Source organism: Streptomyces sp. T12, from assembly GCF_028736035.1.
Lineage (GTDB): Bacteria > Actinomycetota > Actinomycetes > Streptomycetales > Streptomycetaceae > Streptomyces.
Window position 1 is genome coordinate 5,426,753 of the sequence record NZ_CP117866.1, and the last position, 26,980, is coordinate 5,453,732.

21 protein-coding genes are annotated in these 26,980 nt (G+C 69.3%); 11 read left to right on the forward strand and 10 right to left on the reverse strand.

The genetic code is table 11. The features are described from left to right. Nucleotides 1-15 precede the first annotated feature (15 nt). The gene (locus PBV52_RS24375; RefSeq protein ID WP_274241083.1) at nucleotides 16-864 is read left to right on the forward strand and encodes a zinc ribbon domain-containing protein; all 849 of its coding nucleotides are present in this window, start codon (nucleotides 16-18) and stop codon (nucleotides 862-864) included. A 299-nt stretch (nucleotides 865-1,163) separates the two neighbouring features. On the opposite strand, the gene PBV52_RS24380 is transcribed toward PBV52_RS24375, so the two are convergent. From PBV52_RS24380 to PBV52_RS24390, 3 genes are all read right to left on the reverse strand, one after another. Continuing rightward, nucleotides 1,164-2,462, reverse strand: coding sequence for a M18 family aminopeptidase (locus PBV52_RS24380; RefSeq protein ID WP_274241084.1), 1,299 nt, complete (start codon nucleotides 2,460-2,462; stop codon nucleotides 1,164-1,166). Nucleotides 2,463-2,596: 134 nt separating this feature from the next. After that, nucleotides 2,597-4,423, reverse strand: a complete 1,827-nt coding sequence (locus tag PBV52_RS24385; RefSeq protein ID WP_274241086.1) for an acyl-CoA dehydrogenase — start codon at nucleotides 4,421-4,423, stop codon at nucleotides 2,597-2,599. 162 nt (nucleotides 4,424-4,585) lie between these two features. Continuing rightward, nucleotides 4,586-5,434 (reverse strand): intradiol ring-cleavage dioxygenase, encoded by an 849-nt coding sequence (locus PBV52_RS24390; protein ID WP_274241087.1) that lies wholly within the window; start codon nucleotides 5,432-5,434, stop codon nucleotides 4,586-4,588. Nucleotides 5,435-5,554: 120 nt separating this feature from the next. Between PBV52_RS24390 and PBV52_RS24395 the strand changes: the two genes are divergently transcribed. The 5 genes from PBV52_RS24395 (at nucleotide 5,555) to PBV52_RS24415 (ending at nucleotide 11,285) form a co-directional block, all read left to right on the forward strand. Then, nucleotides 5,555-6,028: an SseB family protein gene (locus tag PBV52_RS24395; RefSeq protein WP_031483212.1), complete on the forward strand. Its 474-nt coding sequence runs from the start codon at nucleotides 5,555-5,557 to the stop codon at nucleotides 6,026-6,028. A gap of 182 nt (nucleotides 6,029-6,210) precedes the next feature. Next, entirely contained in the window at nucleotides 6,211-8,157 is a 1,947-nt protein-coding gene (locus PBV52_RS24400) for a YncE family protein (protein ID WP_274241091.1), read from the forward strand. Nucleotides 8,158-8,269: 112 nt separating this feature from the next. Then, the gene (locus PBV52_RS24405) at nucleotides 8,270-9,250 is read left to right on the forward strand and encodes a pirin family protein (protein WP_274241093.1); all 981 of its coding nucleotides are present in this window, start codon (nucleotides 8,270-8,272) and stop codon (nucleotides 9,248-9,250) included. Nucleotides 9,251-9,427: 177 nt separating this feature from the next. Continuing rightward, complete coding sequence (locus PBV52_RS24410) at nucleotides 9,428-10,066, forward strand: hypothetical protein (RefSeq protein ID WP_274241094.1); 639 nt, start codon at nucleotides 9,428-9,430, stop codon at nucleotides 10,064-10,066. 106 nt (nucleotides 10,067-10,172) lie between these two features. Further along, nucleotides 10,173-11,285, forward strand: coding sequence for an AI-2E family transporter (locus PBV52_RS24415; RefSeq protein WP_274241095.1), 1,113 nt, complete (start codon nucleotides 10,173-10,175; stop codon nucleotides 11,283-11,285). Here the strand turns inward: PBV52_RS24415 and PBV52_RS24420 are convergent. Then, nucleotides 11,201-13,387, reverse strand: a complete 2,187-nt coding sequence (locus PBV52_RS24420; RefSeq protein ID WP_274241096.1) for a SpoIIE family protein phosphatase — start codon at nucleotides 13,385-13,387, stop codon at nucleotides 11,201-11,203. The two genes, PBV52_RS24415 and PBV52_RS24420, sit on opposite strands and share 85 nt — an antisense overlap. A gap of 179 nt (nucleotides 13,388-13,566) precedes the next feature. Here PBV52_RS24420 and aspS point away from each other — a divergent pair, with 179 nt between their 5' ends. The 3 genes from aspS to PBV52_RS24435 all read left to right on the forward strand — a co-directional run bounded on the left by aspS (nucleotide 13,567) and on the right by PBV52_RS24435 (nucleotide 17,917). Continuing rightward, complete coding sequence (gene aspS / locus PBV52_RS24425; protein ID WP_274241097.1) at nucleotides 13,567-15,330, forward strand: aspartate--tRNA ligase; 1,764 nt, start codon at nucleotides 13,567-13,569, stop codon at nucleotides 15,328-15,330. Between the two features lie 145 nt (nucleotides 15,331-15,475). Beyond that, nucleotides 15,476-16,414 carry an intradiol ring-cleavage dioxygenase gene (locus PBV52_RS24430; RefSeq protein ID WP_274241098.1) on the forward strand — a complete coding sequence of 313 codons (939 nt, stop codon included), beginning with the start codon at nucleotides 15,476-15,478 and terminating at the stop codon, nucleotides 16,412-16,414. A gap of 171 nt (nucleotides 16,415-16,585) precedes the next feature. Then, nucleotides 16,586-17,917, forward strand: a complete 1,332-nt coding sequence (locus PBV52_RS24435) for an MFS transporter (protein ID WP_274241100.1) — start codon at nucleotides 16,586-16,588, stop codon at nucleotides 17,915-17,917. Nucleotides 17,918-17,965: 48 nt separating this feature from the next. Here PBV52_RS24435 and PBV52_RS24440 read toward each other — a convergent pair whose 3' ends face one another. The 4 genes from PBV52_RS24440 to PBV52_RS24455 all read right to left on the reverse strand — a co-directional run bounded on the left by PBV52_RS24440 (nucleotide 17,966) and on the right by PBV52_RS24455 (nucleotide 22,902). Next, nucleotides 17,966-21,088, reverse strand: a complete 3,123-nt coding sequence (locus tag PBV52_RS24440; RefSeq protein WP_274241101.1) for a VCBS repeat-containing protein — start codon at nucleotides 21,086-21,088, stop codon at nucleotides 17,966-17,968. A 141-nt stretch (nucleotides 21,089-21,229) separates the two neighbouring features. Further along, nucleotides 21,230-21,907 (reverse strand): nucleotidyl transferase AbiEii/AbiGii toxin family protein, encoded by a 678-nt coding sequence (locus PBV52_RS24445; protein ID WP_274241103.1) that lies wholly within the window; start codon nucleotides 21,905-21,907, stop codon nucleotides 21,230-21,232. Between the two features lie 67 nt (nucleotides 21,908-21,974). Continuing rightward, nucleotides 21,975-22,340 (reverse strand): PH domain-containing protein, encoded by a 366-nt coding sequence (locus PBV52_RS24450; RefSeq protein WP_128433949.1) that lies wholly within the window; start codon nucleotides 22,338-22,340, stop codon nucleotides 21,975-21,977. Between the two features lie 85 nt (nucleotides 22,341-22,425). Next, a complete protein-coding gene (locus PBV52_RS24455) occupies nucleotides 22,426-22,902 on the reverse strand; it encodes a hypothetical protein (RefSeq protein WP_274241105.1) in 477 nt (158 codons plus the stop codon). A 225-nt stretch (nucleotides 22,903-23,127) separates the two neighbouring features. Between PBV52_RS24455 and PBV52_RS24460 the strand changes: the two genes are divergently transcribed. After that, nucleotides 23,128-24,480 (forward strand): polysaccharide lyase family 1 protein, encoded by a 1,353-nt coding sequence (locus PBV52_RS24460; protein WP_274241107.1) that lies wholly within the window; start codon nucleotides 23,128-23,130, stop codon nucleotides 24,478-24,480. 12 nt (nucleotides 24,481-24,492) lie between these two features. Here PBV52_RS24460 and PBV52_RS24465 read toward each other — a convergent pair whose 3' ends face one another. Next, nucleotides 24,493-25,401, reverse strand: a complete 909-nt coding sequence (locus PBV52_RS24465; protein ID WP_274241108.1) for a hypothetical protein — start codon at nucleotides 25,399-25,401, stop codon at nucleotides 24,493-24,495. Between the two features lie 80 nt (nucleotides 25,402-25,481). Continuing rightward, nucleotides 25,482-25,901, reverse strand: coding sequence for an ATP-binding protein (locus PBV52_RS24470; RefSeq protein ID WP_274241109.1), 420 nt, complete (start codon nucleotides 25,899-25,901; stop codon nucleotides 25,482-25,484). 236 nt (nucleotides 25,902-26,137) lie between these two features. Here PBV52_RS24470 and PBV52_RS24475 point away from each other — a divergent pair, with 236 nt between their 5' ends. Continuing rightward, nucleotides 26,138-26,980 carry a helix-turn-helix transcriptional regulator gene (locus tag PBV52_RS24475; RefSeq protein WP_274241110.1) on the forward strand — a complete coding sequence of 281 codons (843 nt, stop codon included), beginning with the start codon at nucleotides 26,138-26,140 and terminating at the stop codon, nucleotides 26,978-26,980.

A 26,980-nucleotide genomic window follows, 5' to 3' on the forward strand; every position in this document is an offset into this window, starting at 1 on the left:
GCCTTCGCGGGCCTCATGCCGGAGACAGAGACCGTCGAGACGGAGGACGGCGGGAGGAAGTACACGAGCCGTGTCTTCCCGTATCGGGACCCGCAAACGCTGGACACGGTGGAGATAGGCGAAGGGATCATCACGGTTGGCGAGCGGGAGCGGATCATGCGCCAACTGGAAGCCCGTACCTTCGTGTATGCAGGGAAGCGCCGCCCCAAGCCGGAGGGAACGGCGCTCCTCACGGGCTTGATCTTCTGTGGTGTGCCCGGCTGTGGGCGGCGGATGCACCGCGTCGGCAACAGCTACCAGTGCATGGCGCGGCGCGCCGGGAACCAGTGCGTCGGAGCTTCTGCGCTGGCTGACCGGGTGGATGAGCACGTAGTCGCAAGCTTCCTCGCGAAGATCCCGGCCCTCGAACTGGACGACCCGTTGCTCATCGCGATGGCCGATCGCTGGGTGAAGCGCTCGGACCCGGAGACGTTCGCCAAGCGTGACGCGATCACGCGCGAAATACAGGATGAAGAGGCGCGGCTGGCGGACCTCGAAGACGCTCGGTACGTGCGCGGTGAGTTCAAGGGCGCCGCTGCGGTGGAGCGTTACAACAGGCTGACCGAACGGCTGCGGGATCGCATTGAGGGGCTGCGCGCCGATCTGGCGAAGCTGCCCATGCCATCTGTGAATGTTGGCCCGATGCTCGACGGCGTGCTCCTCCACGAAGCGTGGGTGTCCTCTACGGACGAAAATCGCAGGGACCGCCTGTCGCTCGCCATCGACCGTGTTGAGGTCACAAAGGGCAAGCGTGGTCAGCGGTTCGTTCCGGAGCAGCGCGTCAGGATCGAGTGGGCGCAGCTCACCAAAGAAGACTCCTTGTAGATCTCTCTGACGCCGTTCACGGCCCGTTGCCGGGGATTCCCTCGGTGGCGGGCCGTTCGCGCTTCCTGGGGGCGCTCCGCGACGCCTGAGGGTTCAGTGCGCCCGGCGAGCGGGGGCCGTCGCTGCTCCACGGCGGGGTGAGCGATGACGGAGTGACGGTTTACACCACTTTTTTGGATCACATAGAAAAACTTAAGAAGAAACAGAGTTTGTGCATGGGGGGACCCCCACCGGCCCATGAGTTGTCGCCTCCCTGTCCGGTGGTTCCGGTCGGAGGCGAGTACCCCGGTCACGCGCGACTACCCCTCCAGGAACGCCACCAACGAGTTCGCCAGCAGATGCGGGTCGTCCGCGCCGCACAACTCCCGCGCGCTGTGCATCGACAGGATCGCCACGCCGATGTCGACCGTCTTGATGCCGTGCCGGGCCGCGGTGATCGGGCCGATCGTCGTGCCGCAGGGCATGGAGTTGTTGGAGACGAAGGACTGGAAGGGGACGTCGGCCTTCTCGCAGGCGGCGGCCCACACCGCGCGGCCCGAACCGTCGGTCGCGTAGCGGTTGTTGACGTTGACCTTCAGGATCGGCCCGCCGTTGACGCGCGGGTGGTGCGTCGGGTCGTGCCGCTCCGCGTAGTTGGGGTGGACCGCGTGGCCCGTGTCGGAGGACAGACAGACGGTGCCCGCGAAGGCACGTGCCTTGTCCTCGTACGACCCTCCGCGCGCGAACACCGAACGCTCCAGGACGCCGCCCAGCAGCGGCCCGTCGGCACCGGTGTCGCTCTGCGAGCCGTTCTCCTCGTGGTCGAAGGCGGCCAGCACCGGGATGGACGGCAGTCCGGCGCCCGAGGCGGCCACCGCGGTCAGCGCCGCCGCGCCCGCGTGCACGGACAGCAGGTTGTCCATGCGCGGGCCCGCGACCAGCTCCTTGTCCCGGCCCAGGTACGCCGGCGGCTCCACGGAGTGGACCATCAGGTCCCAGCCGGTGACCTCGCCCGCCGCCAGCCCGGCCGTCTCCTCCAGGAAGGCGATCAGGTCGCCGTCGCGCACGTCGTCGCCGAGGCCCCAGATGGGCTGCAGATGCCGCTGCTTGTCGAGCTTGAGCCCCTCCGCCGACACGGAACGGTCCAGGTGGATGGCGAGTTGGGGGACCCGCAGCAGCGGACGGTCCACGTTCACCAGCCGCGTCGTGCCGTCCCGCAGCGTCAGCCGGCCCGCCAGGCCCAGGTCGCGGTCGAGCCAGGAGTTGAGCAGGGGGCCGCCGTAGATCTCCACGGCCACCTGCCGCCAGCCGTGCGCCCCGGTGTCCGGCAGCGGCTTCACACGGAGGTTGGGGGAGTCCGTGTGCGCGCCGACGATCCGGAACGGCGTGTGGGGCACCGCGCCCTCGGGGACGTACCAGGCCACGATCGCGCCACCGCGCAGCACGTACTTGCCACCGCTCGTCCCGTCCCAGGCGTCCGTCTCCGCGACCTGTCGGAAGCCGGCCTTTTCCAGCCGTTCTGCGGTGTTCGCCACGGCGTGGTACGGCGACGGGCTGGCCGCGAGGAAGGACATGAGGTCGTCGGTGTGGCCGCGGTCGAAGCGGGGGGGTTCGCTCATGGGGTTCACCTTAACGACGTACGAGGGCCCGCTCCCGGTGATGGGGAGCGGGCCCTCGTAAGGGCGATGTGGATTGTCCGTGAGTGAGTGGAACGAGTGGCTGGAACGAGCCGTTGGAGCGCCGTCTCGTCGGGTTAGAACGCCGCCTCGTCCAGCTCCATCAGGTCCAGGTCGACGCCCTCGGCGAGCTTGCGCGCGCCGGTGACGCCCGGCAGGACGTTGGCCGCGAAGAACTTCGCCGCCGCGATCTTGCCGGTGTAGAAGGCCTTGTCCTTCGCGGAGGCCGTCTGAAGCTTCTCGGCGGCGACGGCGGCACCCTTGAGGAGCAGGTAGCCGACGACGACGTCACCGGAGGCCATCAGCAGGCGCGTGGTGTTCAGGCCCACCTTGTAGATGTTCTTGACGTCCTGCTCGGTGGCCGCGAGGTCGGTCAGCATCAGGCCGACGATCGCCTCCAGCTCGACGGCCGCCTTCGCGAGGTGCTCGCGGGCGCCGGCCAGCTCCTCGCCGCCCTCGCCGAGCGCCAGGAACTTCTTGATGTCCTCGGCGAGCGAGTTCAGCGCGGCGCCCTGGTTGCGGACGATCTTCCGGAAGAAGAAGTCCTGGCCCTGGATCGCGGTCGTGCCCTCGTACAGGGTGTCGATCTTGGCGTCGCGGATGTACTGCTCGATCGGGTACTCCTGCAGGAAGCCGGAGCCGCCGAAGGTCTGCAGCGACTGGGCGAGCTGCTCGTAGCCCTTCTCGGAGCCGTAGCCCTTCACGATCGGCAGGAGCAGGTCGTTGAGGGCCTCCAGCGCGGAGATGTCCTCGCCCGCCGCCTCCTTGACCTGGATCTCGTCCTGGATGGAGGCGGTGTAGAGCACCAGCGCGCGCATGCCCTCCGCGTACGCCTTCTGCGTGATCAGCGAGCGGCGCACGTCGGGGTGGTGGGTGATGGTGACCTTGGGCGCGGTCTTGTCCATGAAGTTCGCCAGGTCCGGACCCTGGACGCGCTCCTTGGCGTACTCAAGGGCGTTCAGGTAACCGGTCGACAGCGTGGAGATCGCCTTCGTGCCGACCATCATGCGGGCGAACTCGATGATGCGGAACATCTGGCGGATGCCGTCGTGCTTGTCGCCGATCAGCCAGCCCTTGGCGGGGTGCTGGTCGCCGAAGGTCATCTCGCACGTGTTGGAGGCCTTGAGGCCCATCTTGTGCTCGACGTTCGTCGCGTACACGCCGTTGCGCTCGCCCAGCTCGCCGGTCTCGAAGTCGAAGAGGTACTTCGGGACGAGGAAGAGGGACAGGCCCTTGGTGCCGGGGCCGTGGCCCTCGGGGCGGGCGAGGACGTAGTGGAGGATGTTCTCCTCCATGTCGTGCTCACCGGACGTGATGAAGCGCTTCACGCCCTCGATGTGCCAGGAGCCGTCCTCCTGCTGGACCGCCTTGGTGCGGCCGGCGCCCACGTCCGAGCCGGCGTCCGGCTCGGTGAGGACCATGGTGGAGCCCCAGGTCTTCTCGACCGCGATCTGCGCGATCTTCTTCTGGACCTCGTTGCCCTCCTCGTAGAGGATGCCGGCGAACGCCGGGCCGGAGGAGTACATCCACACGGCCGGGTTGGAGCCGAGCAGCAGCTCCGCGTACGCCCAGATCAGGGAGCGCGGGGAGGTGGTGCCGCCGATCTCCTCGGGCAGGCCGAGGCGCCAGTACTCGGAGTCCATGAAGGCCTTGTAGCTCTTCTTGAAGGACGCCGGGACCGGCGCGGTGTTCGTCTCGGGGTCGAAGACCGGCGGGTTGCGGTCGGCGTCGGCGAAGGACTCCGCCAGCTCGTTCTCGGCGAGGCGGGTGAGCTCCTCGAGGATGCTCTTCGCGGTCTCGGTGTCCATCTCCTCGAACGGGCCGGTGCCGTACAGCTTGTCGCGGCCGAGTACCTCGAAGAGGTTGAACTCGATGTCGCGGAGATTCGACTTGTAGTGCCCCATGGCGACGGCTCCGTTAGAGAGATCGGCGAGGCACTGGGTGTGCATCCTCGCGCTAGTTCACGTACCAACAAGTAGCTACGATGATGCTACCCGCCAGTAATAAGACGCAACCCCGATCGCGCATCTGTGACAGGTCACACCGGCCAGGCCACACCGGACAGGTCACACAGGAACCGTCAGCGTCGCCGTGTACCCCTCCGCGGTGCTCCCCTTCATGGTGGCCATCTGCTGGTCGTAGCCGTCGCTGAAAATGCCGTCCGTCTCCAGGGACAGCTCGCTCAGGTTCGTCACACTCCGGCTGTAGCCGTCCGTGCCGTACACCGTGTCGCAGACGTCCTTGGGGAACGCGAGCTGCGAGGTGTTGGTGAGGGAGGTGGCGGCCGTGGCGTCGGCCAGGCTGCCGTAGACCTCGAAGTGGATGTGCGGCCAGCGGCCCGGGTAGCAGCCCGGGAAGATGCTCTCGAAGGTGACCTGGCCCTTGTCGTCGGTCTCCTGGACGCCGCGCAGGTAGTTCTCGTCGGTGACGCCCTCGGAGTACAGGGAGTAGTTGCCCTCCCGGTCGCAGTGCCAGAGGTAGACGGCGGCGCCCTTCTTCGGAGTCCCGCAGCCGGAGGCGGCGTCGACGACGGTGAGTGTGACGGTCAGGGGCACGCCGTCGGCGGTGCCGCCCGCGGAGTCGCCGAAGCTCCGGGTGATGTCGCTGCGGACGACACCGCTCTCCTTGAGCACGTTCACGCCGTTCGAGCCGTCGCCGGGGTAGGGGCCGGCGGTCTCGTCGGGGATGGTGGCGCACTCCTCGGACGAGGAGGAAGAGGAAGAGGAGGAAGAGGAGGAAGGAGGGGAAGAAGAGGCGGAGGAAGCCGAGGTGTCCTCCTCGGAGGTGCAGCCCACCAGTGGAATCAGGCTCGCGCCCGCCATCAGCCGGATCATCCGGCGGCGGGCGAGCACGGGAAGGTCGTACGAGAGTCCTCTGTCGTGCTCGTGGACCTCGTCGTCGTGGTGTGGGCGCATGCTTGGACGCTAGTGAACGGCAGCTGTCGGAAGCCAGGCCGACGGCTGTCGAGTCGCTGTCGGTTTGCGAGGGCGCCCGTACCGGCCCGCCGCCCCGCCGCTCTCGGTACTCTTGCGCCCATGTACGGCTACGACCAGAACGTCGGTGCACAGCAGGGGTACGCCCCGCCGCAGCAGCCCATGGCCGGCGGCGTCGGCGGGTACGGCCAGCAGCCACCGCTCTACCCCGAGCCGTCCCCGCCCTCGCTCGCGGACGCGGTGCGGGCCTTCACCACCGGGCAGATGTCCGCCGAGGACTTCCAGCAGGTCTTCGCGACGTCGAAGGTCTACTGCCCGCGCGGTGACAACCCCGGCTTCCTCGCCCTGCACAACACCCAGCAGCCGGTGATCCCGATGTTCACCTCGCTCAAGGAGCTGCGGCGGTACGCGGGCAAGGAGTCCAAGTACTTCGTCATCACCGGCGCCGAGGTGATCGACCTGCTGCCGACCGGCTACGGCTTCGTCCTGGACATGGAGGGCGAGCACCGGATGGTGTTCGACGCGAAGGCCGTGGAGCAGATGGTCGAGTTCGCGATGCGCCGGATGTACGGCTAGTCGGACCCCACAGGGCCGGGCCCGAATATCCCTCCCCGGTTGTCACAGCCATGCCATAGAGTGCCCCCTGGCAGCCGCGCCCCGCACGTCACCGCCTTCACGCGGTCCGCGTCCGGGTGCCGCGCGGCGCTCTCATCTCCCGGCAACCCCGGGATTCCTTGTGGGGGTTCATCACTGTGCGCATGCGCAGCACCTCGGCCGCGACGGCGCTCGCGGTCCTGTTCAGCTCGGCGGCGCTGACCGCCGTATCGGCCGGGACGGCCTCGGCCGTGACCGCCACGGTCGGCTCGCCCGGGGGCATCGTCGTGAGCGACACGCTCAAGCGGGTCTTCGTCGGCGACGACGCGAACGACAGGATCGTCGCCGCCGACTACAACGGCAACCGCGTCGACTCGGTGGACGGCATCGACGGGATCTTCGACCTGGCGCTCTCCGACGACGGCGGCACCCTGTACGCCGCGGCGCGGGTCAGCCACGAGATCGTGGCCCTCGACGCGGCCACCCTCGACGTGAAGGCCCGCTACCCGGTCGCCACCAACACGGGCCCCGTGTACGTCGAGTTCGCCGGCGGCAAGGTCTGGTTCAGCTACGGCGACCAGTGGGACGGCGACCTCGGCTCCGTCGACCCGGCGGTAGACCCGGCGAGCGGTGCCGATCCGGTGGCGCTGGCCCAGCTCCCGACCGAGGGAACGGGGAGCGGACTGTGGGGGCAGGCCCTGCTGGACACCGAGCCGCTGCGGCCGGGCCTTCTGGCCGTCGGCGAGACCGGGGACTCCTCGGGCACCGAGGCCGTCCTCGACGTGTCGAGCGGCACGCCCGAGGTGACCGCCTGGCACGACACCTCGTACGCCCTGAACGACGGCGTCGGGGACATCGACCTCGTCGCGGGCAGCGACCAGGTGCTCGTCAACGGCACCGACCGGCACGCCTACGCGAACGGCACCTTCGCCAAGGCCGGCGCCTACCCGGCGGGCCAGCGGGCCGACATCGGCCGCAGCGGTCTGGTCGCCCAGATCTCCGGCACCAAGGTCGCCGTCTACCGGCCGAACGCCACCCAGCCCGTGCGCACCTACAGCACCGGCACGCAGTCTGCGGCCGCCCTGGCCTGGGCTCCGGACTCCTCCCGGATCTTCGCCCTGGTGAACTCGGCCTCCGGCTACACCCTCAAGGCGCTCACCGACCCGACGCTCAACGTCCCCACCCTCACGGTCAACGCCCCGGCCTCGGCCACCCGCGCCAAGCAGCTGACCGTCACCGGCAAGATCTCGGCGACGCTGCCGCTGCCGAGCGGGGTCCAGCTGACGGTGACCCGCACCGACCTGGAGAGCCCGAACGGCAAGGCACTGGCCCCGGTGACGGTCAAGGCCGACGGCACGTACTCCTTCACGGACACCCCGCCGGCCGGCGGCAAGGTGAAGTACGCGGTGAAGTACGCGGGCGACGCGGTGCACACCGCGGCAACCGCCTCCGACACCGTCGAGGTCTCCCGCAACTCGACCTCGCTCAGCCTGAACAACAACGGCAAGCTGTACAACTACGGCGCCGACGTCAAGTTCACCGCGCACCTGGGGACGACGTACAAGAACCGCTCGGTCGAGATCTGGGCCGACCCCTTCGGCGGCGACAAGCCCAACAAGCTGATCAAGACCGGCACGGTCAACTCCGACGGCAACATCTCCGCCTTGGTCGACATGACCCGGGACACCGCCGTCACCGCGGTCTTCAAGGGCGACGCCCGCTACAAGCCCAAGACGGCGAAGGTCACGGCGTACGCCCGGGTCAAGGTCTCGACCGCCGTCTCCAGGCACTACAAGACGGCGAAGATCGGTACGAAGACCTACTACTGGTTCCACAAGAGCACCGACCCGTTGCTGACCACGACGATGACCTACTACCCGGGCCGCCAGCAGCGCTTCGACCTGCAGGTCTACTACCAGGGCACGTGGTACTCGGCGGACTCGGAGTACTTCCCGCTCGGCGCGAACGGGAAGTCGGCCGTGACCCTCGAGGCGCCCGGTGAGTCGGGCATCAAGGCGCGGATGCGGTCCGTGTACGTCAACGGCTCGTCCGGCGACACGGTGAACTCGACGACGTACGGGGCCTGGAAGTACCTGTACTTCAGTAACTGACACCAGTCCGGCTCGGACGGGAGCCCGGAGGGAATGCCCTCCGGGCTTTCCTCGTTAGGGGTGGCAGGAAGTTCAATGCTCAACTAAACTGGACGCACAAGGAGGTACCGACATGCCTGCAGTGACCGTCGAGAACCCGCTGACGCTGCCGCGCGTCGCCGCGCCCGCGGAGGCAGTGGCCCGTCCCGTGCTCGCCGTCACGACCGCGCCGAGCGGTTTCGAGGGCGAGGGCTTCCCGGTGCGCCGTGCGTTCGCCGGGATCAACTACCGCCACCTGGACCCGTTCATCATGATGGACCAGATGGGCGAGGTGGACTACGCGCCGGGCGAGCCCAAGGGCACCCCCTGGCACCCGCACCGCGGCTTCGAGACCGTCACGTACATCATCGACGGGATCTTCGACCACCAGGACAGCAACGGCGGCGGTGGCACCATCACCAACGGCGACACGCAGTGGATGACCGCGGGCAGCGGTCTCCTCCACATCGAGGCTCCGCCGGAGTCCCTCGTCATGTCCGGCGGTCTCTTCCACGGCCTGCAGCTGTGGGTGAACCTCCCGGCCAGGGACAAGATGATGGCGCCTCGCTACCAGGACATCCGCGGCGGCCACGTCCAGCTGCTCACCACCCCCGACGGCGGCGCGCTGCTGCGCGTCATCGCGGGCGAGCTGGACGGCCACCAGGGCCCCGGTGTCACCCACACCCCGATCACGATGATCCACGCGACCCTCGCCCCGGGCGCGGAGATCACCCTGCCGTGGCGCGAGGACTTCAACGGCCTCGCGTACGTGCTCGCGGGCCGCGGCTCGGTGGGTGCGGAGCGCCGTCCCGTCCAGCTGGGCCAGACGGCGGTCTTCGGCAGCGGTGGCTCCCTGACCGTGCGCGCGGACGAGAAGCAGGACTCCCACACGCCGGACCTGGAGGTCGTCCTCCTGGGCGGACAGCCGATCCGTGAGCCGATGGCCCACTACGGCCCGTTCGTGATGAACACGCGGGAAGAGCTCCAGCAGGCCTTCGAGGACTTCCAGAAGGGCAGGCTGGGGACGATCCCAGCCGTGCACGGGATGTCGGAGAGCGGCCCCGACCAGCTCTAGAGCGGCAACCGGTCATCTGTCTGCCCCTTCTGCCCCTCCTGCCCCTCCTGCGGGACAGGAGGGGCAGAATAGGAAAAGAGTCCTGTTTCGGGACCCTCACGTGACTCCATCGCGTGGGAGGGCGACATGACCACGACCCCGACGAGACCGGCGCCACCGAGGGCGCACACCCCGGGCGTGAGGCCGCGAGGAATCTTCTGGCCGGGTGTCGCCGGGATCGCCTCCGGCGCCCTGATGCTCGTCGCCCTGGTGGTGACATACGGCAACAGCCCGGACTACGACGGCAGGAACGGCCTGCGCGAGACGGTCGAGTTCTACCGCGACGCCGGCAACCGCGACCTGACCGAGGCCATGGCCCTGGTGATGCTGGCCGCGGGCCTGCTCTTCCTGTTCTTCCTGGCCGCCCTGGCCCGCGTCACCGCGAGCCGGTCGTCCCTGGTGCTCGTGGGCGGCATCCTGTTCGTCGCACTGACGATGATCGCGACGATCGCCGGTGCCATCTACGCCATCACGGCCAGCCACACGGAGGCGTTCGTGGTGACCCCGGGTACCGCAACGGTGGCCCTCCTGCTCCTGGACGTGTCCTACGCCGGCACCATCGCCGCCATGATCGGCGCGGCGGTGCTGCTGTTCGCCGTGTGGCGGGCGTCCCGCACGACCGGTGCCGTACCGCAGTGGCTGGCCTGGTTCGGGTTCGTCATCGCGGTGCTGTGCCTGGCGGGGCCGTTCAGCGCGTGGCTGACGGTGCTGCTCATGGGGGTGTGGACGGTGCTCGCGGGAGTGGTGCTGGTGCTGCGGCCGCCGACGGAGGCGTAGTTCCGCGGCGATCAGTGTGCGTCGTTCGGTAGTGATGGATGACGAGGCGTCATCCGAGTGGCCGCCCGCGCACGACAGCCCCGCCCGCGCATGATCCGCTGGAAGCGTGCAGGCCCCCACCCCGCTGCTCCCCGACCCCGTCCGGCGGCTCGCCGCCTGGTGTGTCGTCGTGCTGTTGGTCGCCGGGGTCGTCTACGTCGGGATCCGGCTGGCCGTGGAGTTCCGTACGGCCGTCGTGCCCGTGTTGCTCGCGCTGCTCGGGACGGCGTTGCTCGGGCCCCTGCACCGGCGGCTGGTGAAGGCCAAGGTGAACCGGTCCGTCGCCGCCGGGCTCACCTGCGTGGCCGTCGTGGCCGTCGTCGGCGGGGCCGTGTACATCGTCGTCGCCGCGATCGTCGACACCGGCGACCAGATCCTCGCCGCGCTCAAGCAGGCGGCCCAGGATCTCGCCGAGCACTTCGGGGCCGCCGGGACCTCGCTGGACGACGTCGCCTCCAACGCCAAGGAGTTGCTCACCGACTTCGGGGGGACCGCCGCCTCCGGGGTCATCAGCGGGGTGAGTGTCGTCGCGGAGACCATCGCCATGGCGGTGCTCGCCCTGCTGCTCGTCTTCTTCTTCCTGCGGGACTCCGACCGGGCCGCCGGCGCCTTGCGGTCCGTCGTCCCGGGCGGGGCCGGGGAGGTCATGGAGGCCATGGCCCGGCGGGCGTTCCAGGGCGTGGAAGGGTTCATGAGGGGGACCACCTTCATCGCCCTCATCGACGCCCTCTGCATCACCGTCGGGCTGCTCGTCCTCGACGTCCCGGGCGCGGTCGGGCTCGGGGCGCTCGTCTTCGTCGGGGCCTACATCCCCTACCTGGGCGCGTTCCTCTCGGGGGCGGTCGCGGTGCTGGTCGCGCTCGCCGACCGGGGTTTCGTCATCGCGCTGTGGGTGCTGGCCGTCGTGCTCGCCGTGCAGGTCCTGGAAGGGCATGTGCTGACGCCCATGATCCAGAGCCGGACCGTGCAGATGCACCCGGCCGCCGTCATGGTGGCGATCACCGCAGGGGCGTCCGTGGCCGGAGTCCTCGGCATGCTGCTCGCCGTACCGCTGACCGCCGCCGCCTTCGGCGTCGTACACGAACTGCAGGACCGTTACGCGAGCCCGGAGCCCCCCGAGCCGTCGGAGCCCCCGGAACCGTCCGCGCCCCCCGACCCGTCGGCGCCTTCGGACTCGTAGAGCTCGAACCAGATGCTCTTGCCCTCGCCCCGAGGGTCCACTCCCCACGACTGAGCCAGCAGCTCGATCAGCATCAGGCCCCGCCCGGACGACGCCAGTTCCCCGGGGCGGCGCTTGTGCGGCAGGTCGTCGCTGGTGTCCGTCACCTCGACGCGGATGCGGCGGTCGCCCGGGCCGCCCCGCACCTCGGCGAGGAGCAGGGCGTCGGCGTCGGTGTGGACGAGGACGTTCGTGAGCATCTCGGAGAGGAGCAGCACCGCCGAGTCCACCTGGTCCTCGGACGCCCAGTCGTGCAGCAGCTCCCGCAGCTGCTGCCGGGCCACCGCCACCCGCTCCGGCTCCGCCTGGGCCACGGACATCATGGTGCGGCGGATCGTCGGCCGGACGGTCACCGGGGCGCCGCAGCCGCAGCCCTCCCCCTCCCGGCACAGCAGCAGCACCGCTATGTCGTCCTCGCGCCGGTCGGCGAGCGGGCCGGTGGTGTGGTGGGAGGACGGGCCGTGCACGGCCTGGACGAGGGCGTCGGCGAGCGCCTCCAGGTCGCCGTCGTGCTCCTCCAGGATCGCGCGGATGCGCTTCCAGCCGGTCTCCAGGTCGTGGCCGCCGGTCTCGATCAGGCCGTCCGTGCAGATCAGCATCGTCTCGCCGGGTTCCAGGGTGATCCTGGTCGTCGGATAGTCGGCGTCCGGATCGATGCCGAGCGGGAGGCCGCCGGCCGTCGGGCGGGCGAGCACTGTGCCGTCGGTCATCCGGATCGCCGGGTCCGGGTGCCCGGCGCGGGCGATGTCCAGCAGGCCGTTCGTGGGGTCGACCTCGACGTACAGGCAGGTCGCGAAGCGCAGCTCGGACGGGTCCTCGTCGAGGGAGCCGAACGTCATGCCGTGCAGGAAGCGGGAGGCGCGGGAGAGAACGGCGTCGGGGCGGTGGCCCTCGGAGGCGTAGGCGCGCAGGGCGATGCGGAGCTGGCCCATCAGGCCCGCCGCCCGCACGTCATGGCCCTGGACGTCGCCGATGACCAGGGCGAAGCGGCCGTTGGGCAGCGGGATCATGTCGTACCAGTCGCCGCCGACCTGGAGCCCGCCGCCGGTCGGGACGTAGCGGGCGGCCACGCTCATGCCCGGTATCTCGGGGCCCAGCTTGGGCAGCATCGAGCGCTGGAGGCCGTCCGTCAGTTCCCGCGCGGACTCGGCGGCCTCGGCGCGGGAGAGGGCCTGGGCGAGCATCCGGGCCACCGTCGTCAGCACGGACCGCTCGTCGGGAGTGAACGCGACCGGATAGGTGAAGGCCGCCATCCAGGCGCCCATCGTGCGGCCGGCCACGGTCAGCGGCAGGAACGCCCAGGACTGGCGGTTGAAGTGCGCGGCGAGCGGCCAGGTGACCGGGTAGCGGTCCTTGTACTTCTCGGGCGAGGAGAGGTACACGGCACGACCGGTGCGGACGACCTCGGCGGCCGGGTAGTCCGTGTCCAGGGCCATGTGTGTGAAGGGGCCCTCGTCGCCGGGCTGGTGGCCGTGGTGGCCGATGATCGTCAGGCGGTCGCCCGTCACCCCGAACACCGCGAGGCCGTCCGGTGAGAAGCCCGGCATCGACAGGCCGGCCGCGACCCGCAGCACCTCCGCCGTGGACCGGGCCTCGGCCAGCGCCCGGCCCGCGTCCAGCAGGAACGCCTCCCGCGAGCGCCGCCAGTCGCCGGTGACCGCCGTACGCCCGGCGTGGGCGCCCGGCGTCGGCTCGGTGACCTCCTGGAGGGAGCCGGTCACCTCGTACGACCGTTTCTCGCGGTCGAAGGAGGCGTGGAAGCGGCTGCGGCCGACGCGGACGACCCGGCCCCGCTCGTCCATGATCCGCACCCGCACCTCGCCGAGCGTGCCTTCGGCGACGGCGAGCTGGATCACCCCGCTGATCTCGTTCCAGTCCACCGGGTGCAGGCGGGAGCGCACCTGGGCCTGGCTGAGGGTGGACTGTTCGGCGGGCAGCCCGAGCAGCCGTGCCGCCTCCGCGTCGACCGAGACCAGTCCCGTGGCGGTGTTCCAGTGCCACAGCCCGGTCGCGAGGGCGGCGAGAACCTCCCCCACGGCGGGCAGGGGCTCACCAGTGCGCATTGCCCCACTCTAAGAAGAGGTGATCGCACACTGCCACCGAAGCTGTACGGGGCATCCGGTCGGCAGGAGTGCCGGAGCGCTGCCAAATGGTGGGGAGCCGATCTTTGGGTCCCCGGTAGGCTTGGGGAAAGTTTCACGTGAAACACGCCCCCCGATCCGCGAAGACTGGATGAACGACGATGCATCGGTACAGGTCCCACACCTGCGGCGAGCTCCGCTCCTCTGACGTCGGCACCGACGTCCGGCTGAGTGGCTGGCTGCACAATCGGCGCGACCTGGGCGGCATCCTCTTCATCGATCTGCGCGACCACTACGGCATCACGCAGCTCGTCGCCCGTCCCGGCACGCCCGCGTACGAGGCCCTCGACAAGCTGTCCAAGGAATCGACCGTCCGCGTCGACGGCAAGGTCGTCTCCCGCGGCGCCGAGAACATCAACCCCGACCTGCCGACCGGCGAGATCGAGGTCGAGGTCGGTGAGGTCGAGCTGCTCGGCGCGGCCGCCCCGCTGCCGTTCACGATCAACACCGAGGACGGGGTCAACGAGGAGCGGCGCCTGGAGTACCGCTTCCTGGACCTGCGCCGCGAGCGCATGCACCGCAACATCCTGCTGCGTACGTCGGTCATCTCGGCGATCCGGCACAAGATGACGGCGCTGGGCTTCAACGAGATGGCCACGCCGATCCTGTCGGCGACCTCCCCCGAGGGCGCCCGCGACTTCGTCGTCCCCTCCCGCCTGAACCCGGGCAAGTTCTACGCCCTGCCGCAGGCGCCGCAGCAGTTCAAGCAGCTGCTGATGATCTCCGGCTTCGACCGCTACTTCCAGATCGCGCCCTGCTTCCGTGACGAGGACGCGCGTGCGGACCGCTCGCCGGGCGAGTTCTACCAGCTCGACGTCGAGATGAGCTTCGTCGAGCAGGAGGACGTCTTCCAGCCGATCGAGCAGCTCATGACGGAGCTGTTCGAGGAGTTCGGGGGCGGCCGCCACGTCACCTCGCCCTTCCCGCGGATCCCGTTCCGCGAGGCGATGCTGAAGTACGGCTCCGACAAGCCGGACCTGCGCGCCCAGCTGGAGCTCGTCGACATCACCGACATCTTCGAGGGCTCGGAGTTCAAGGCCTTCGCCGGCAAGCACGTGCGCGCGCTGGCGGTGCCGGACGTCTCCGCGCAGCCCCGGAAGTTCTTCGACCAGCTCGGTGACTTCGCGGTCTCGCAGGGCGCGAAGGGCCTGGCCTGGGTCCGCGTGGCCGAGGACGGCTCGCTCTCCGGCCCGATCGCGAAGTTCCTCACCGAGGAGAACGTCGCCGAGCTGACCAAGCGCCTCTCGCTGGCCGCCGGTCACGCCGTGTTCTTCGGCGCGGGCGAGTTCGACGAGGTCTCGAAGATCATGGGCGCGGTCCGCGTCGAGGCCGCCAAGCGTGCCGGGCACTTCGAGGAGGGCGTCTTCCGGTTCTGCTGGATCGTCGACTTCCCGATGTACGAGAAGGACGAGGAGACCGGCGCGATCGACTTCTCGCACAACCCCTTCTCGATGCCGCAGGGCGGCCTGGAGGCCCTGCAGACCCAGGACCCGCTGGACATCCTGGGCTGGCAGTACGACATCGTCTGCAACGGCGTCGAGCTGTCCTCGGGCGCGATCCGGAACCACGAGCCCGAGATCATGCTCAAGGCCTTCGAGATCGCGGGCTACGACCGCGAGACCGTCGAGGAGAAGTTCGCGGGCATGCTGCGCGCCTTCCGCTTCGGCGCCCCGCCGCACGGCGGCATCGCGCCCGGCGTGGACCGCATCGTCATGCTCCTCGCCGACGAGCCGAACATCCGCGAGACCATCGCCTTCCCGCTCAACGGCAACGCCCAGGACCTGATGATGGGCGCGCCGACGGAGCTGGAGGAGGCGCGGCTGAAGGAGCTGCACCTGTCGGTGCGCAAGCCGCAGCCGAAGTAGGTCTTTGAAGCAGCCGTAGGTGGCTCGGAACCGACGTCGGTTCCGAGCCACTTTCGTTGCCACGTTCGTTTACGGCGGTCATGCAGGGCTCTCACCCAGCCCTTACCTAACCTCCTGACAGGCGCGGTCCCTAACTTCCCTGCACATGACGGGAAACCACACAGGAAACCAGACGGCCGAAGGGCCGAAGCACAAGCGGGACCTCACGCGTCGCAAGGTCGTCGTCGCCGGGGCCGGAGCGGCCGCCGCGGTGGGCGTGGGCGGCACGCTGGCGGCGGGCGCCTTCGCGGGTGAGTCCGGAGCGAAGGGCGGGTCCGCGACCGCGAGTGCCGGCGCGTCGAGCTCGGAGGTCTGCTACAAGCTGACCTCCGAAACGACCGAGGGCCCCTACTACATCGACGCGGACAAGCTCCGCAAGGATGTGACCGAGGACGAGGAGGGCATCCCGCTCACCCTCCGCCTCAAGGTGATCGACTCCGAGACGTGCAAGCCCATCAGGAACGCAGCGGTCGACATCTGGCACTGCAACGCGCTCGGCGTCTACTCGGGATACGAGGCCATGGGCAGCGGCGGTGGCGGCGGGGGCGGCACCCCGCCGTCCGGTGAGCCGACGGGCGAGCCCCCGTCCGGGGAGCCCTCGGGCGAGCCGGGTGGCGGAGGTGGCGGCCACGAGGAGCCGACGGACGACGAGCGCTACCTGCGCGGCACCTGGAAGACGGACCGCAACGGCGTGGTGGAGTTCAGGACGATCTTCCCCGGCTGGTACCAGGGCCGCTGCGTCCACATCCACACCAAGGTGCATGTGAGCGGCACCTGGACGGACGCGGGGTACGAGGGCGGCAACACCTGTCACACCGGTCAGTTCTTCTTCGACGAGGAGTCCGTGCTGGCGTCCGCGGAGGTGGAGCCGTACTCCACCAACACCACCACCCGCACCACGCTCGACGAGGACACCATCTACCCGGACAACGGGACCGAGGGCGGCCTGCTGAAGCTGAAGTACAAGAAGAACGACATCGCCAAGGGCGTCGTCGCGACGATCACGATGGGCGTCGACCCCGAGGCCACCAACACCGGAACCTGACCGGCGGACGTACGACGTGCGGGGCGGATGTGCGCAAACACGTCCGCCCCGCATTCACATGTATGGACATCCGGTACAGCCGTTGACCCTGAAGAGATGCCTCCGTAACGTTCCCCGAGCCCGCGTACGTGATCCAGGTTCATGTATGTGTACGACCTAGGGGAGACAACGATGTCGGAAGCCGCCCAGGTGTCGGTGATACCCGACGCCGAACGCCGCGCCGTCGGCAAGTTCCTGCGCCGGATGCTGCCGATCCTCGTCCTGATGCTGCTGGTCAACCAGATGGACCGGACGAACGTCGGCTTCGTCCAGGACGAACTCCGGGCCGACGTCGGCGTGAGCGCCACCGCGTACGGCCTCGGCGCGGGGCTGTTCTTCATCGGGTACGCCCTGTTCGAGGTGCCCAGCAACATGCTCCTCGAGCGGTTCGGCGCCCGCGTCTGGCTGACCCGCATCATGATCACCTGGGGCGCGGTGATCGTGGCGATGTGCTTCATCCACAACGTGTGGATGTTCTACGTCCTGCGCTTCCTGCTCGGCGTCGCGGAGGCCGGGTTCTTCCCCGGTGTGCTGCTCTACTTCACCCAGTGGCTGCCCGACTCCAGCCGGGGCCGGGCGAGCGCGATCTTCCTGGGCGGCTCGGCGACGGCGTATATCGTGACCGGGCCCATCACGGGCGCGCTGCTGGAACTGCACGGCTCGGGCGGGATCGCCGGCTGGCGCTGGATGTTCGCGCTGGAGGGGGCCTTCTCGATCCTGGTCGGATTCATCGCCGGCTTCTTCCTCGTCTCCCGCATCCAGGACGCGCGTTGGCTCACCCAGGAGGAGAAGGACGCGCTCAGCGGGGCGGTCGCCCGGGACAAGGAGGCGCGCGACCGTGCCCCCAGGACGTCCCGGCTGAAGCTGATCCTGCACCCCCAGGTCGCCCTGCTGACCGCGGTGTTCTTCGCGATGGCCCTCACCGGGTACGCGATCACCTTCTGGCTGCCGAGCCTGGTCGACGACATCGGCGGGCTGTCGCCCTTCCAGGTGGGCCTGCTCACGGCCGTGCCATGGATCTGCGCGGTGATCGCGATGTACACGATGGCCCACTTCACCGACCGCGCCCCCGACCGCCGCCCGTACCTGGCGATCGCCCTCGTCCTGTCCGCGGTCGGCACCTTCCTGGCCACCCTCGGCTCCCCCTGGTTCGGCCTCGCCGCGCTCACGCTGGCCGCGGTCGGGGGGAAGTGCGCGGCCACGCTGTTCTGGCCGATGGCCCAGTCGGGGCTCGACCTGAGGATCGCGGCGCCGGGGCTCGCCCTGGTCAACTCCATAGGGAACCTCGGCGGTTTCGTCTCGCCGACCCTCTTCGGCTATCTCCAGGACACCACCGGCAGCACCAACGGGGGCCTGTACACCCTCTCCGCGGCCTCCTTCCTCGCGGTGTGCGGCGTGGCGTTCATCCACCGGACGCGGACGGCCGCACCGTCGGTCCCGGAGACGGCCGCGACACGAGCGTGAACGCGGAGGGGGCCCCCGAAGGACCGCCCCCCTCCATCAAACGCCCTGTCAGGTCAGGGACTTGTAGCCGCTCCATCCGCTCGCGATCTGCGTTCGCGAGCCGAACGACCCCTTCCCGTCACCGCTGTTGCGCCACACGTTGCCGCTGGTGTCGCGGGAGACGAGGTCCGGGTGGCCGTCGTCGGTGATGTCGCCGACGCCGACGACGACGTTGTAGTTGCCGCCCCAGTTCGCGAACAGCTTCACCCGGGCGGCGAAGGTGCCGTCGCCCTTGCCGTTGTAGCGCCACAGGGTGTTCGCGGTGTCCTGGGCGAGGAGGTCGGGCTTGCCGTCGCCGGTGATGTCCCCGACGCCGACGATCTTCTTGTAGCCCTTCCAGTTGTCGTAGAGCTTCACACGAGCGGACAGCTTGCCGTCGCTCGTGCCCTTGTAGAGGTAGACCGCTCCGGTGGACGAGTTCCGCGCGATCAGGTCCGGCCGTCCGTCACCGCTGACGTCGCCCGGCGAGGTCAGCACGTTGTACTGCGTCCAGCCGCTGGTCGCGAGGGTCGTGTACGACGTCGACGGCTTGACCGCGGCACCGCAGCCCGGCTTGTACAGGCGCAGCGCGCCGCTGGTGTACCGCACGAGGACGTCGTTGCAGCGGTCGCCGCTCAGGTCGCCGAAGGGGACGGCCGTGACGGTGGTGGCCCAGCCGGTGCCGGTGTACTTGTCGCCGAACTTGCCGGTGCCGGTGCCGCTCTGGAAGGTCAGGCCGCCGGAGGAGTTCAGGGTGAGCAGGTCACCGCGGCCGTCCGGGCCGTCGGGGCTGACGAAGTCGCGGCGGACCGGCGCTCCGCGCTGGAGGAAGGCCTCACCGGTGGTGACCGTGTTCTCCGTGACGGCGGCGAGGCCGGTCGCCTTCAGGGTCCACTTGAACCAGCCGGTGGGGAAGTAACTCCCGTCGGCCTTCTTGCCGTTCCAGGACACCGACACCCGGTCCGGGGTTGCGCCGCCGGTGAGCGTGCGGGTGGCCTTGCCGGTCGCGCCGCTCTGCACGGAGGTGAGGGTGAGCGACCAGGAGGTGACCGGGCGGGACAGCACCCAGTCGGCCTCGAAGGGCACGTTCGGGGCCGCATAGCTGCCGGCCGACGTCTCGAAGGCCGTCACGGCCGATGGGGCGATGCCGGTGGTCGTGACGTGGGTGCGCTCGTAGTCGTCGAACCAGGCGACCAGGCCGGTGTACTCGTCGACCGTCCAGCGATAACGGCGGTCCGCCGTCAGGCCGTTGGCAGCCAGGTCGGAGGCGATCACTCGGGTGCTCCCGGTGGCCGACTCGGTGAGGACCAGGGTGTGGGTGGCGTGGTCGTGGCGGACGGTGAAGCCGTCACCGAGCAGCACGTCACCGGGGGCGACCGCCTTCGACGTACCGGCCTTGGTGTCGTACACGCCGGCCGAGTCCGTCCCGCAGGCCCAGTACACCCAGCGGCCCGCCGCCTGCAGTTCGCTCGGCACACAGGCCAGGCCCGGCACGGTCACCGTGGAGAGCGTCTTCGCCAGCGGGATGCTGTACGAGGTGAGCTTGCCGGCGGTGGTGGTGGCGCTCCAGAGGGTCGAGCCGTTCAGGGCGGCGGCGCGGACGGTCCGCTTCAGCTTCTCGCCCTGGCCGAACTCGCCCACGTACTGCGCCGGCGTGGTGCCGCCGGAGTTGTAGACGGCGTAGTCGTCGGAGACGTCCACGATCGCGCCGCCCTGGCCGCCGAAGTCCAGGTAGTGGCCGCCGATAGCCTTGAGCCGGTCGTCGCCGAGACTCTCGCCCTCGTCGGTGCCGCCGTTCAGGTCCAGGTAGACGTCCTCGGCGGAGAGGTTCCCCCACAGCGCCGCGCAGGTGGCGCCCGCGTACGGGCAGACCGGCCCGTACATCGAGCCGCTCTCCGTGGCGGCGGACGCCGTCAGCGCGGTGGAGCCGTCGGTGGTGAGGGTGTGTACCGAGGTGGTGTCCGTGGTGGTACTGGCCGGGTCGTCCTCGGCGACGCGCAGGCTGCCGCGGCTGAGCGCGATGCCCGTCTTGGCGTTCTCCACCGCCGGGGCCTGCCGGACCTTCTCCAGCTTCAGCGTGCCGTCCTCGGCCTGGCTGACCCGCTGCACCCACCAGTCGGTGGCGTCGGTGCCGCCCGTGACGAGGGCGCCGCCGTCGGCGGTCTCCAGCGCGTACTCGCCGGCGCTCGTCAGCAGGGTCTGCTGCACCGAGGGGTCGGTGACGCTGACCGCGAGCAGCTTGGAACCGAGCTCACGGGAGGACAGCGGCAGCAGCAGCCAGTCGCCGACCAGGACCGGGTCACCGTCGAGCGCGCCGGGGTGCGCGGGCAGCTTGACGAGCTGCTCCGGGGCGGTGAGGTCGGCGCGGGACTTCAGGTGCAGCTCGGCGGTGCCCTCCTGGTACCAGCCGATGCGGTCCTCGCTCATCACGTAGTGCGAGGCGTAGGTGGCGTCGGCGAACACATTGGTGTTCACGGCCGAGGCGACGTCGATGTAGCCGATCCTGCCGGTGTCGACCGACCAGAGCACGCCCGAGGAGTCCGCGGCGAGGACGTCGTCGCTCCCCACGGCCGTCGGATCACCGGTCACCTTGCGGGCTTGCCACTCGCCGTCGACCTTGTCGATCAGGGAGTAGGTGGTGACGACCGTGTCCCCGGCCAGGGCCCGGTAGTAGCCGTGCGTGGTGGAGCCGGGCCAGCTCAGGTTCCTGGCCGTGGCCGTGGCCGGGTCCCAGAGGGTGACGGTCGAGGACGTCACCGACGACGACGGTAGGGCGACCAGGTCGCCGTCCGACCCGTACCAGGCCGGACGGCACTCGGAGTCGATGTAGTAGCAGGTCGAGGACGGGGCGTAGACGCTGCCGTCGGCCTTCTCGACGGTGACGGTCCGACCCGTCGCGTAGTCGGTCCATTGCATTCCGGCCCTGCCGGTCTGCCGGTGCAGGAAGCCGGTGCCGCCAGCGACGTACGGGCGGTCGGTGCGCGGCGTGGTGGTGCTGGGGTCGACCAGCGTGATCGCGGTGGTGTCGGCTTCGGCCGCTTCCGCGGAGCCGCCGCCCTCCGACAGGACGACGACGGACGCGGCCGCGACGGCGACCGCGAGTGAGGAGACGGCGGCGGCCAGCCCGCCCCGTCTCAGGGCGTGTCTGCCCACGTGAGGTTCCCTCCCCTACGAGGGCCCGTGCCCTCGCACAAGTGGCCGGATCTTATCAGGGGGTTAGGAGTGCGCAGGGTCGGTGTTCACGCAGGTGAAGGTGCTCAGGACGGCAGGCTGCGAGGGGCCGGAACCGGGGCGTCACTCGTCCGTCGGCGGACTGAGCGCCTCCTCCTCCAGCAGCCGCTCCGCGATGTCGTCCGCCCACGCACGAACCCACCGGCGGAATACCGGCACCGACTCCTCGTCGAGTCCCCGGGCGGTGAACTCCCGGTCGTCCAACAGCTCCGTCGCCTCCAGCCGGGACTGGAGGTCCGCCAGGCCCAGCTCGTCCCAGGCGTGGCGGCGGCCCCGCTCCTCCAGGTCGGGGTAGCTCCAGTGGCCCGCGGCCACATAGACGTCGACGACGTCGCGCGCGGCGCCGCGGTCGGTCAGGGCGCGGACCTTCGTGCCGATCAGGTCCTCCAGGGAGAGGGCCGGGCCGAGGTCGGTCATCACCGCAGGGCGCCAGAGGGTTTCCTTGAGCAGGTCGACCGTACGTTCCTCACCCGCGTCGGGGTCCGTGACGAGCAGGCGGGAGGCGAGCGGGTCGGTCTCCAGGGGGCGTACCTGCCAGCCCCGCTCCGTCAGGCCGTGACGGACCATCGCCGCGATCTGGTCCATGGGCTCGGGGTTCTCGGTCGCCACCTCCACCGATGCCGTACGCCGCGCGGTCAGGCCGTGTGCCTGGACAGCACTGTCGCCGGCCAGGACGAGCGGGTAGCGGGCGCCGACGGTGAGGACGTCGGTCACCAGGTCGTGGTGCGGGAGCGGCGGCATGGTGGCCCCGATTATCGCGTCCGTACCCGGATCAGCGCGGTGCCAACATGCCGCCGTACAGGTGTGGCTACTTGGCCACGAACTGCGTGAGGATCGCCTGAACCTCGTAGATGTCGACGCCCTTGGTGAACGTCTTCTCGATCGGCGTCGGCGTCCCCGAGACCCAGATCTTCAGCTCGGCGTCCAGATCGAAGGTGCCGGCGGTCTCGACCGCGAAGTGCGTGATGCTGCGGTAAGGGATGGAGTGGTACTCCACCTTCTTGCCGGTGATGCCCTGCTTGTCGACCAGGATCAGACGGCGGTCGGTGAACAGGATGGTGTCGCGTATCAGCAGGTACGCGGCGTGCACCTGCTCCCCGTGGCCCAGCAGGCGTGCGAAGTCCTGCTGCGCCTGCCCCTGGTCGATGGTGTGCGCGTTCCCGAAGAGTGCCATGAATGGATCCCCCCACTTGATGGCCTTGCGTGATCTTCGCAATGTATAGCGCCTTGGGGGTGTCCAGGCATAGAGGCGTAAACGATCAGGTGTCGTACGAACCGTCCCAGGGCGCGCCGAAGCCCAGGTTGTCCGGATGGAGCTCGGCCCATGCCTCGTCCTCGTCCTCCCCCGTCACCAGGCCGAACAGCACGCCGTCGACGGTGAGTTGGAAGGGACGGATCGCGATGTCCGTGTACGTACGGCGCGGGAGGCTGCGCAGCCGGGTCGCGAGGTGGGCCCGGGCGCGGGCGAGCACCGAGTCGGGGCCGTGCGGGGCGCGCTGCTGCTCGGCCCAGGTGCCCGCGCACCAGATCTCCGAGTCGCGGTACCTGCCCTCGGCGTCGAAGGTGTGCAGGACCGAATAGAGGCGTTTGTGCTCTTCCCAGCCGGTGTCGAGGTCGAACCCCTTGGGGAAGGCGTAGATGACCGACCCCATGAACTGCCCGTCTGCGTAACAGCCGATCGCCTCGGTCCGGCCGTGCGGCTCGTAGGCGATCGGGATGACCTCAGGGACTGCCATGGCGGAAACCATACGGTCGTGAAGGGGGACATGGTGGCGGTGGGGGGCGATCGATGCCAACCCAATGGGCAACATCCGCGTGATGTCCGCGACTTGACCACCATTCAGCCAAAAAATCCACGGCAACCTTTCCGATCTCCGCGACCACGAAGGAATCGGAAGCCCGCTCACGCGGGCCCGCTCGCCGGTGCGCGAGCCTCACCGAAGCACGTAAGGACTCAATTCGTGGCAGCCCCTTCCCACCGCCCCACTCACCGCCGTTCCCTCCGCAAGCGCCGCACCCTCGTCGTCACCGCCGCCGTCGCGGCGGCCGGCGTCGGTGCCGGTGTGCTCGTGCTGAACGCGAACGCGGGCGCGGTCGACCTGTACCACCAGTCCCTGCCCGCGAAGGATGGATGGGCGGCCTCGGGATCCGGTACGACGGGCGGTGCGAAGGCCGACTCCGCGCACACCTTCACCGTCAGCACCCGCGCGCAGCTCGTGAAGGCGCTGGGCTCGGTCTCCGACACCACACCCCGGATCATCAAGATCAAGGGCACCATCGACGCCAACACCAGCGACGTCGGCAAGAAGCTGACCTGCGCCGACTACGCCTCCGGCACCGGCTACTCACTGTCCGCCTACCTCAAGGCCTACGACCCGGCGACCTACGGCAAGAAGGCGCCGTCCGGCACGCAGGAGAACGCCCGCAAGGCCGCCGCGGACAAGCAGAAGAAGAACATCGTCTTCCGGGTGCCCGCCAACACCACCATCGTGGGCATCCCCGGCACGAACGCCGGCATCAGGGGCGGCAGCCTGCAGGTGCAGAACGTCAAGAACGTCATCGTCCGCAACCTCACCTTCGCCGACACCCAGGACTGCTTCCCGCAGTGGGACCCGACCGACGGCTCGTCCGGCGAGTGGAACTCCAACTACGACGCCGTCACCCTGCGCGGGGTGACCAACGTGTGGGCGGACCACAACACCTTCACCGACGCGCCGACCTTAGACAGCTCCGAGAAGACCTACTTCGGCCGCAAGTACCAGGTCCACGACGGAGCCCTCGACATCACCAACGGCTCCGACCTGGTGACCGTCGAGCGCAACGTGTTCAGCAACCACGACAAGACGATGCTGATCGGCAGCAGCGACACCGACAGCACCGGCAAGCTCCGCGTCACGATCCACCACAACGTGTGGAAGGGGATCGTGCAGCGGGCGCCCCTGGCCCGCATCGGCCAGATCCACCTCTACAACAACGTCTACGGCACGACCACGCTCAACGGCTATGCGCCGAAGTACAGCATCGACTCCCGCGCCAAGGCCCAGGTCGTCGCCGAGCACAACGCCTGGAAGCTGCCGTCCGGCGCCAAGGTCGCCAAGCTGCTGAGCGGCGACGGCACCGGCTCGATCGCCGGCGGCGGCAACCTCGTCAACGGCACGACGACCGACATCGTGGCCGCCTACAACGCCGCGAGCTCGAAGAAGATCAAGACGACGGTCAACTGGAAGCCGGCGCTCACGGCGGGGCTGCAGACGTCCGCGAAGAACTTGGTCACGGAGCTGGCTACGACGACCGGGGCCGGGGTGCTGTCCTAGGACAGGGGTTGGTCAGGCCTGTTCGGGGGCGCTCACAGGAGTCTCAGGGGCCTCGGTGAACAGCTCCTCCGCATGCGTGACCGTACCGGCGCGGTCGAGCCACTCGTTGAGGAGGCCGAGGTCCGTGCACGTGGTGATGCGCTGGCGGACTTCGTCGGAGACGGGGAGGCCGCGCACCTCCAGGACCCGCAGGATTCCCATGGCCTCGCCCTTGGCCTGGCCTTCGAGATAGGTCCTCTCCATCAGGTGCCCCCTGCCGGGGAAATAGTTGACGAAACCCATGATGTTCCTCCACTTGTCTCCGGCAGGGGTCTTCCCCAGGGTGACGTCCAGGAATTGGTAGAAGTATTCGGCGGCCTTCTCATCCATGCCCAGAAGCGCGCGTCCCATCGCGTCCAGTATGGCGCTGATGCCAGGGCTGTTGGCGTGCGTCAGGGCGGAGAACGCCGCCAGTGCGGGCTTCTCGCCCGCGGTTCTCTCGTCGGTGATGACGGGCAGGTTGTCGGGACCGACGACCAGAGGGCACGTCCGCTGCGCGATCCAGCCGCGCGTACCGCAGTCGAAGGGGCCGGTTGCCCACTTCGCCGTGGCCCGGTCCCGACAGACCACGAGTAGGAGCACCGGCAGGTTGTACTTCGCCCGTAGATATGCGACGTAGTAAGGCCAGCTCGACGCCTTCTTCGGGTCCCGCCGCTCCTGCGCCTCGACGGCGAGCAGGAAGGGGTCACCGTCGGACGGGTCGATGCGCAGCGCGGTGTCGATGTGGCGGGCCATTGGTTTGGTTTCCGTCGCGTCGGTGGTGATCGCGTATGCGGCCGCCTTCTCCGGTAACTCGATGCCCAGCACCTTGAAGACGGGCGTGAGGATCTCGGGCCGCTCCTGGAAGATGCGGTGCATGCCCTCGTGTGCCGATGTGACCATGCGCGCAACCTAGGTGGATCAAGGGCCGTGGCGTCCGGCCGATTAGGGGTCGTTCACTCTTTCGGGGTTCGGGGGAACGTTCAGGCCGCGTCGCCGGTGAGTTCGCACCAGACGTACTTGCCGGCGCTGACGATGCGCTTGGTGTCCCGTTGCTGTACCCAGCCCCAGGTGTCCGCGCAGGTTTGTACGAGGGCGAGGCCGCGGCCCGTCTCCGCGTCCCCCGGGGTGGTGTGCCGGGAGTGGAGGGGTGGTGTGGGGTCGGCGTCCCAGACGCCGATGCGAAGGGTGGTGCCTTCGGCGCGGAGCTTTATGGCGGCGGGGCCCTTTGTGTGCTGGATGGCGTTGGTGACCAGTTCGGTGGTGAGCAGTTCGGCGGCTTCGATGAGGTGAGGGAGGCCGTGGCCGGTGAGGACGAGGCGGAGGGTGCGGCGGCAGATGGGGACGGCCAGGGGGGTGTTGGGGATGTAGAGGACGTACTCCCAGGGTTCGGTTTCGCGCATGCGTGAACTCCGCTCGAAGGGTGGGGAGTTGGGATGTGCTGCGGTGGCGTGGGCGGTGGCTCCGTCGCGGCCGCCGTGGCAGGGCGGGGCGATGCGCTTCCGGGGTCCCGGGGTGCCGCAGCGTGTGCGTCGCGTCACTGACGGTATGGCATTAATTTATTCCATGGCAAGCTCGTTGCGTACTCTGGCACCCACAAGTGGGATGCCGGTAAGGCTTGTTGAGGGAAGAGGGCCGCATGCCGCCGAGAAGTCAGCCGACTGCGCGTCAGGTGCGGTTCGGCGCGGAGCTGCGCAGGCTAAGGGAAGCCGCGGGCATGACCGCGCGGGAGGTGGCGGGGTTCCTCGGGTCGACATCGACGCAGATGAGCCAGATGGAGGCGGGCATCGCGGGAGTCAGTGAGGAGCGGGTGCGCAGGTTGGCGGCCCACTATCGCTGTGTGGACGCCGCGTTGGTCGACGCGCTGGTGGCGATGGCGACGGATCGTACGCGGGGGTGGTGGGAGGAGTACCGGGACAGGTTGCCTCCCGTGTTCCTCGACCTGGCGGAGCTGCAGCACCATGCGACGTTCCTCCAGGAGGTCGCCACCGCACATGTGCCGGGGCTGCTGCAGATCGAGGAGTACGCGCGTGCTGTGTTCGCCTACTGGCGCCCCGAACTTCCGCAGGATGAGCTTGAGGTGAGGGTCGAGCACCGGTTGCGGCGGCAGGCGGACCTCGGGACGACCCCGTATACGGCGGTACTCCACGAACCGGTGCTGCGTACCCGGGTCGCCGACCGGCGCGTGGCGCGGGCTCAGCTCGACGCGGTACTGGCGCATTCCGAGGCGCCCGGCGTCACGGTACGAGTGATCCCGTTTGACGTGGACGGCTTCGCGGGGGCGAGTGCGGAACTGATGTACGCGGGCGGTCGTGTACCCGTACTGGACACGGCCCAGCGGGATACCCCTCAGGGGACGGCCTTCGTGGATGCGCCGGTTCAGCTCCTGTCCATGCGAACGCTCTTTCGTAAGGTGGAGGCGGTGTCCCTCGAACCGGCCCGGTCCCGGGACTACATCCACCGTCTGGCGAAGGAGCTGTAG

Excerpts from the sequence above, each read along its gene's own strand:
- PBV52_RS24375 (WP_274241083.1), top strand. The coding sequence starts at position 16 with ATGCCGGAGACAGAGACCGTCGAGACGGAGGACGGCGGGAGGAAGTAC.
- PBV52_RS24380 (WP_274241084.1), bottom strand. The coding sequence starts at position 2,462 with ATGAGCGAACCCCCCCGCTTCGACCGCGGCCACACCGACGACCTCATG.
- PBV52_RS24385 (WP_274241086.1), bottom strand. The coding sequence starts at position 4,423 with ATGGGGCACTACAAGTCGAATCTCCGCGACATCGAGTTCAACCTCTTC.
- PBV52_RS24390 (WP_274241087.1), bottom strand. The coding sequence starts at position 5,434 with ATGCGCCCACACCACGACGACGAGGTCCACGAGCACGACAGAGGACTC.
- PBV52_RS24395 (WP_031483212.1), top strand. The coding sequence starts at position 5,555 with ATGTACGGCTACGACCAGAACGTCGGTGCACAGCAGGGGTACGCCCCG.
- PBV52_RS24400 (WP_274241091.1), top strand. The coding sequence starts at position 6,211 with ATGCGCAGCACCTCGGCCGCGACGGCGCTCGCGGTCCTGTTCAGCTCG.
- PBV52_RS24405 (WP_274241093.1), top strand. The coding sequence starts at position 8,270 with ATGCCTGCAGTGACCGTCGAGAACCCGCTGACGCTGCCGCGCGTCGCC.
- PBV52_RS24420 (WP_274241096.1), bottom strand. The coding sequence starts at position 13,387 with ATGCGCACTGGTGAGCCCCTGCCCGCCGTGGGGGAGGTTCTCGCCGCC.
- aspS (WP_274241097.1), top strand. The coding sequence starts at position 13,567 with ATGCATCGGTACAGGTCCCACACCTGCGGCGAGCTCCGCTCCTCTGAC.
- PBV52_RS24430 (WP_274241098.1), top strand. The coding sequence starts at position 15,476 with ATGACGGGAAACCACACAGGAAACCAGACGGCCGAAGGGCCGAAGCAC.
- PBV52_RS24435 (WP_274241100.1), top strand. The coding sequence starts at position 16,586 with ATGTCGGAAGCCGCCCAGGTGTCGGTGATACCCGACGCCGAACGCCGC.
- PBV52_RS24445 (WP_274241103.1), bottom strand. The coding sequence starts at position 21,907 with ATGCCGCCGCTCCCGCACCACGACCTGGTGACCGACGTCCTCACCGTC.
- PBV52_RS24450 (WP_128433949.1), bottom strand. The coding sequence starts at position 22,340 with ATGGCACTCTTCGGGAACGCGCACACCATCGACCAGGGGCAGGCGCAG.
- PBV52_RS24455 (WP_274241105.1), bottom strand. The coding sequence starts at position 22,902 with ATGGCAGTCCCTGAGGTCATCCCGATCGCCTACGAGCCGCACGGCCGG.
- PBV52_RS24465 (WP_274241108.1), bottom strand. The coding sequence starts at position 25,401 with ATGGTCACATCGGCACACGAGGGCATGCACCGCATCTTCCAGGAGCGG.
- PBV52_RS24470 (WP_274241109.1), bottom strand. The coding sequence starts at position 25,901 with ATGCGCGAAACCGAACCCTGGGAGTACGTCCTCTACATCCCCAACACC.
- PBV52_RS24475 (WP_274241110.1), top strand. The coding sequence starts at position 26,138 with ATGCCGCCGAGAAGTCAGCCGACTGCGCGTCAGGTGCGGTTCGGCGCG.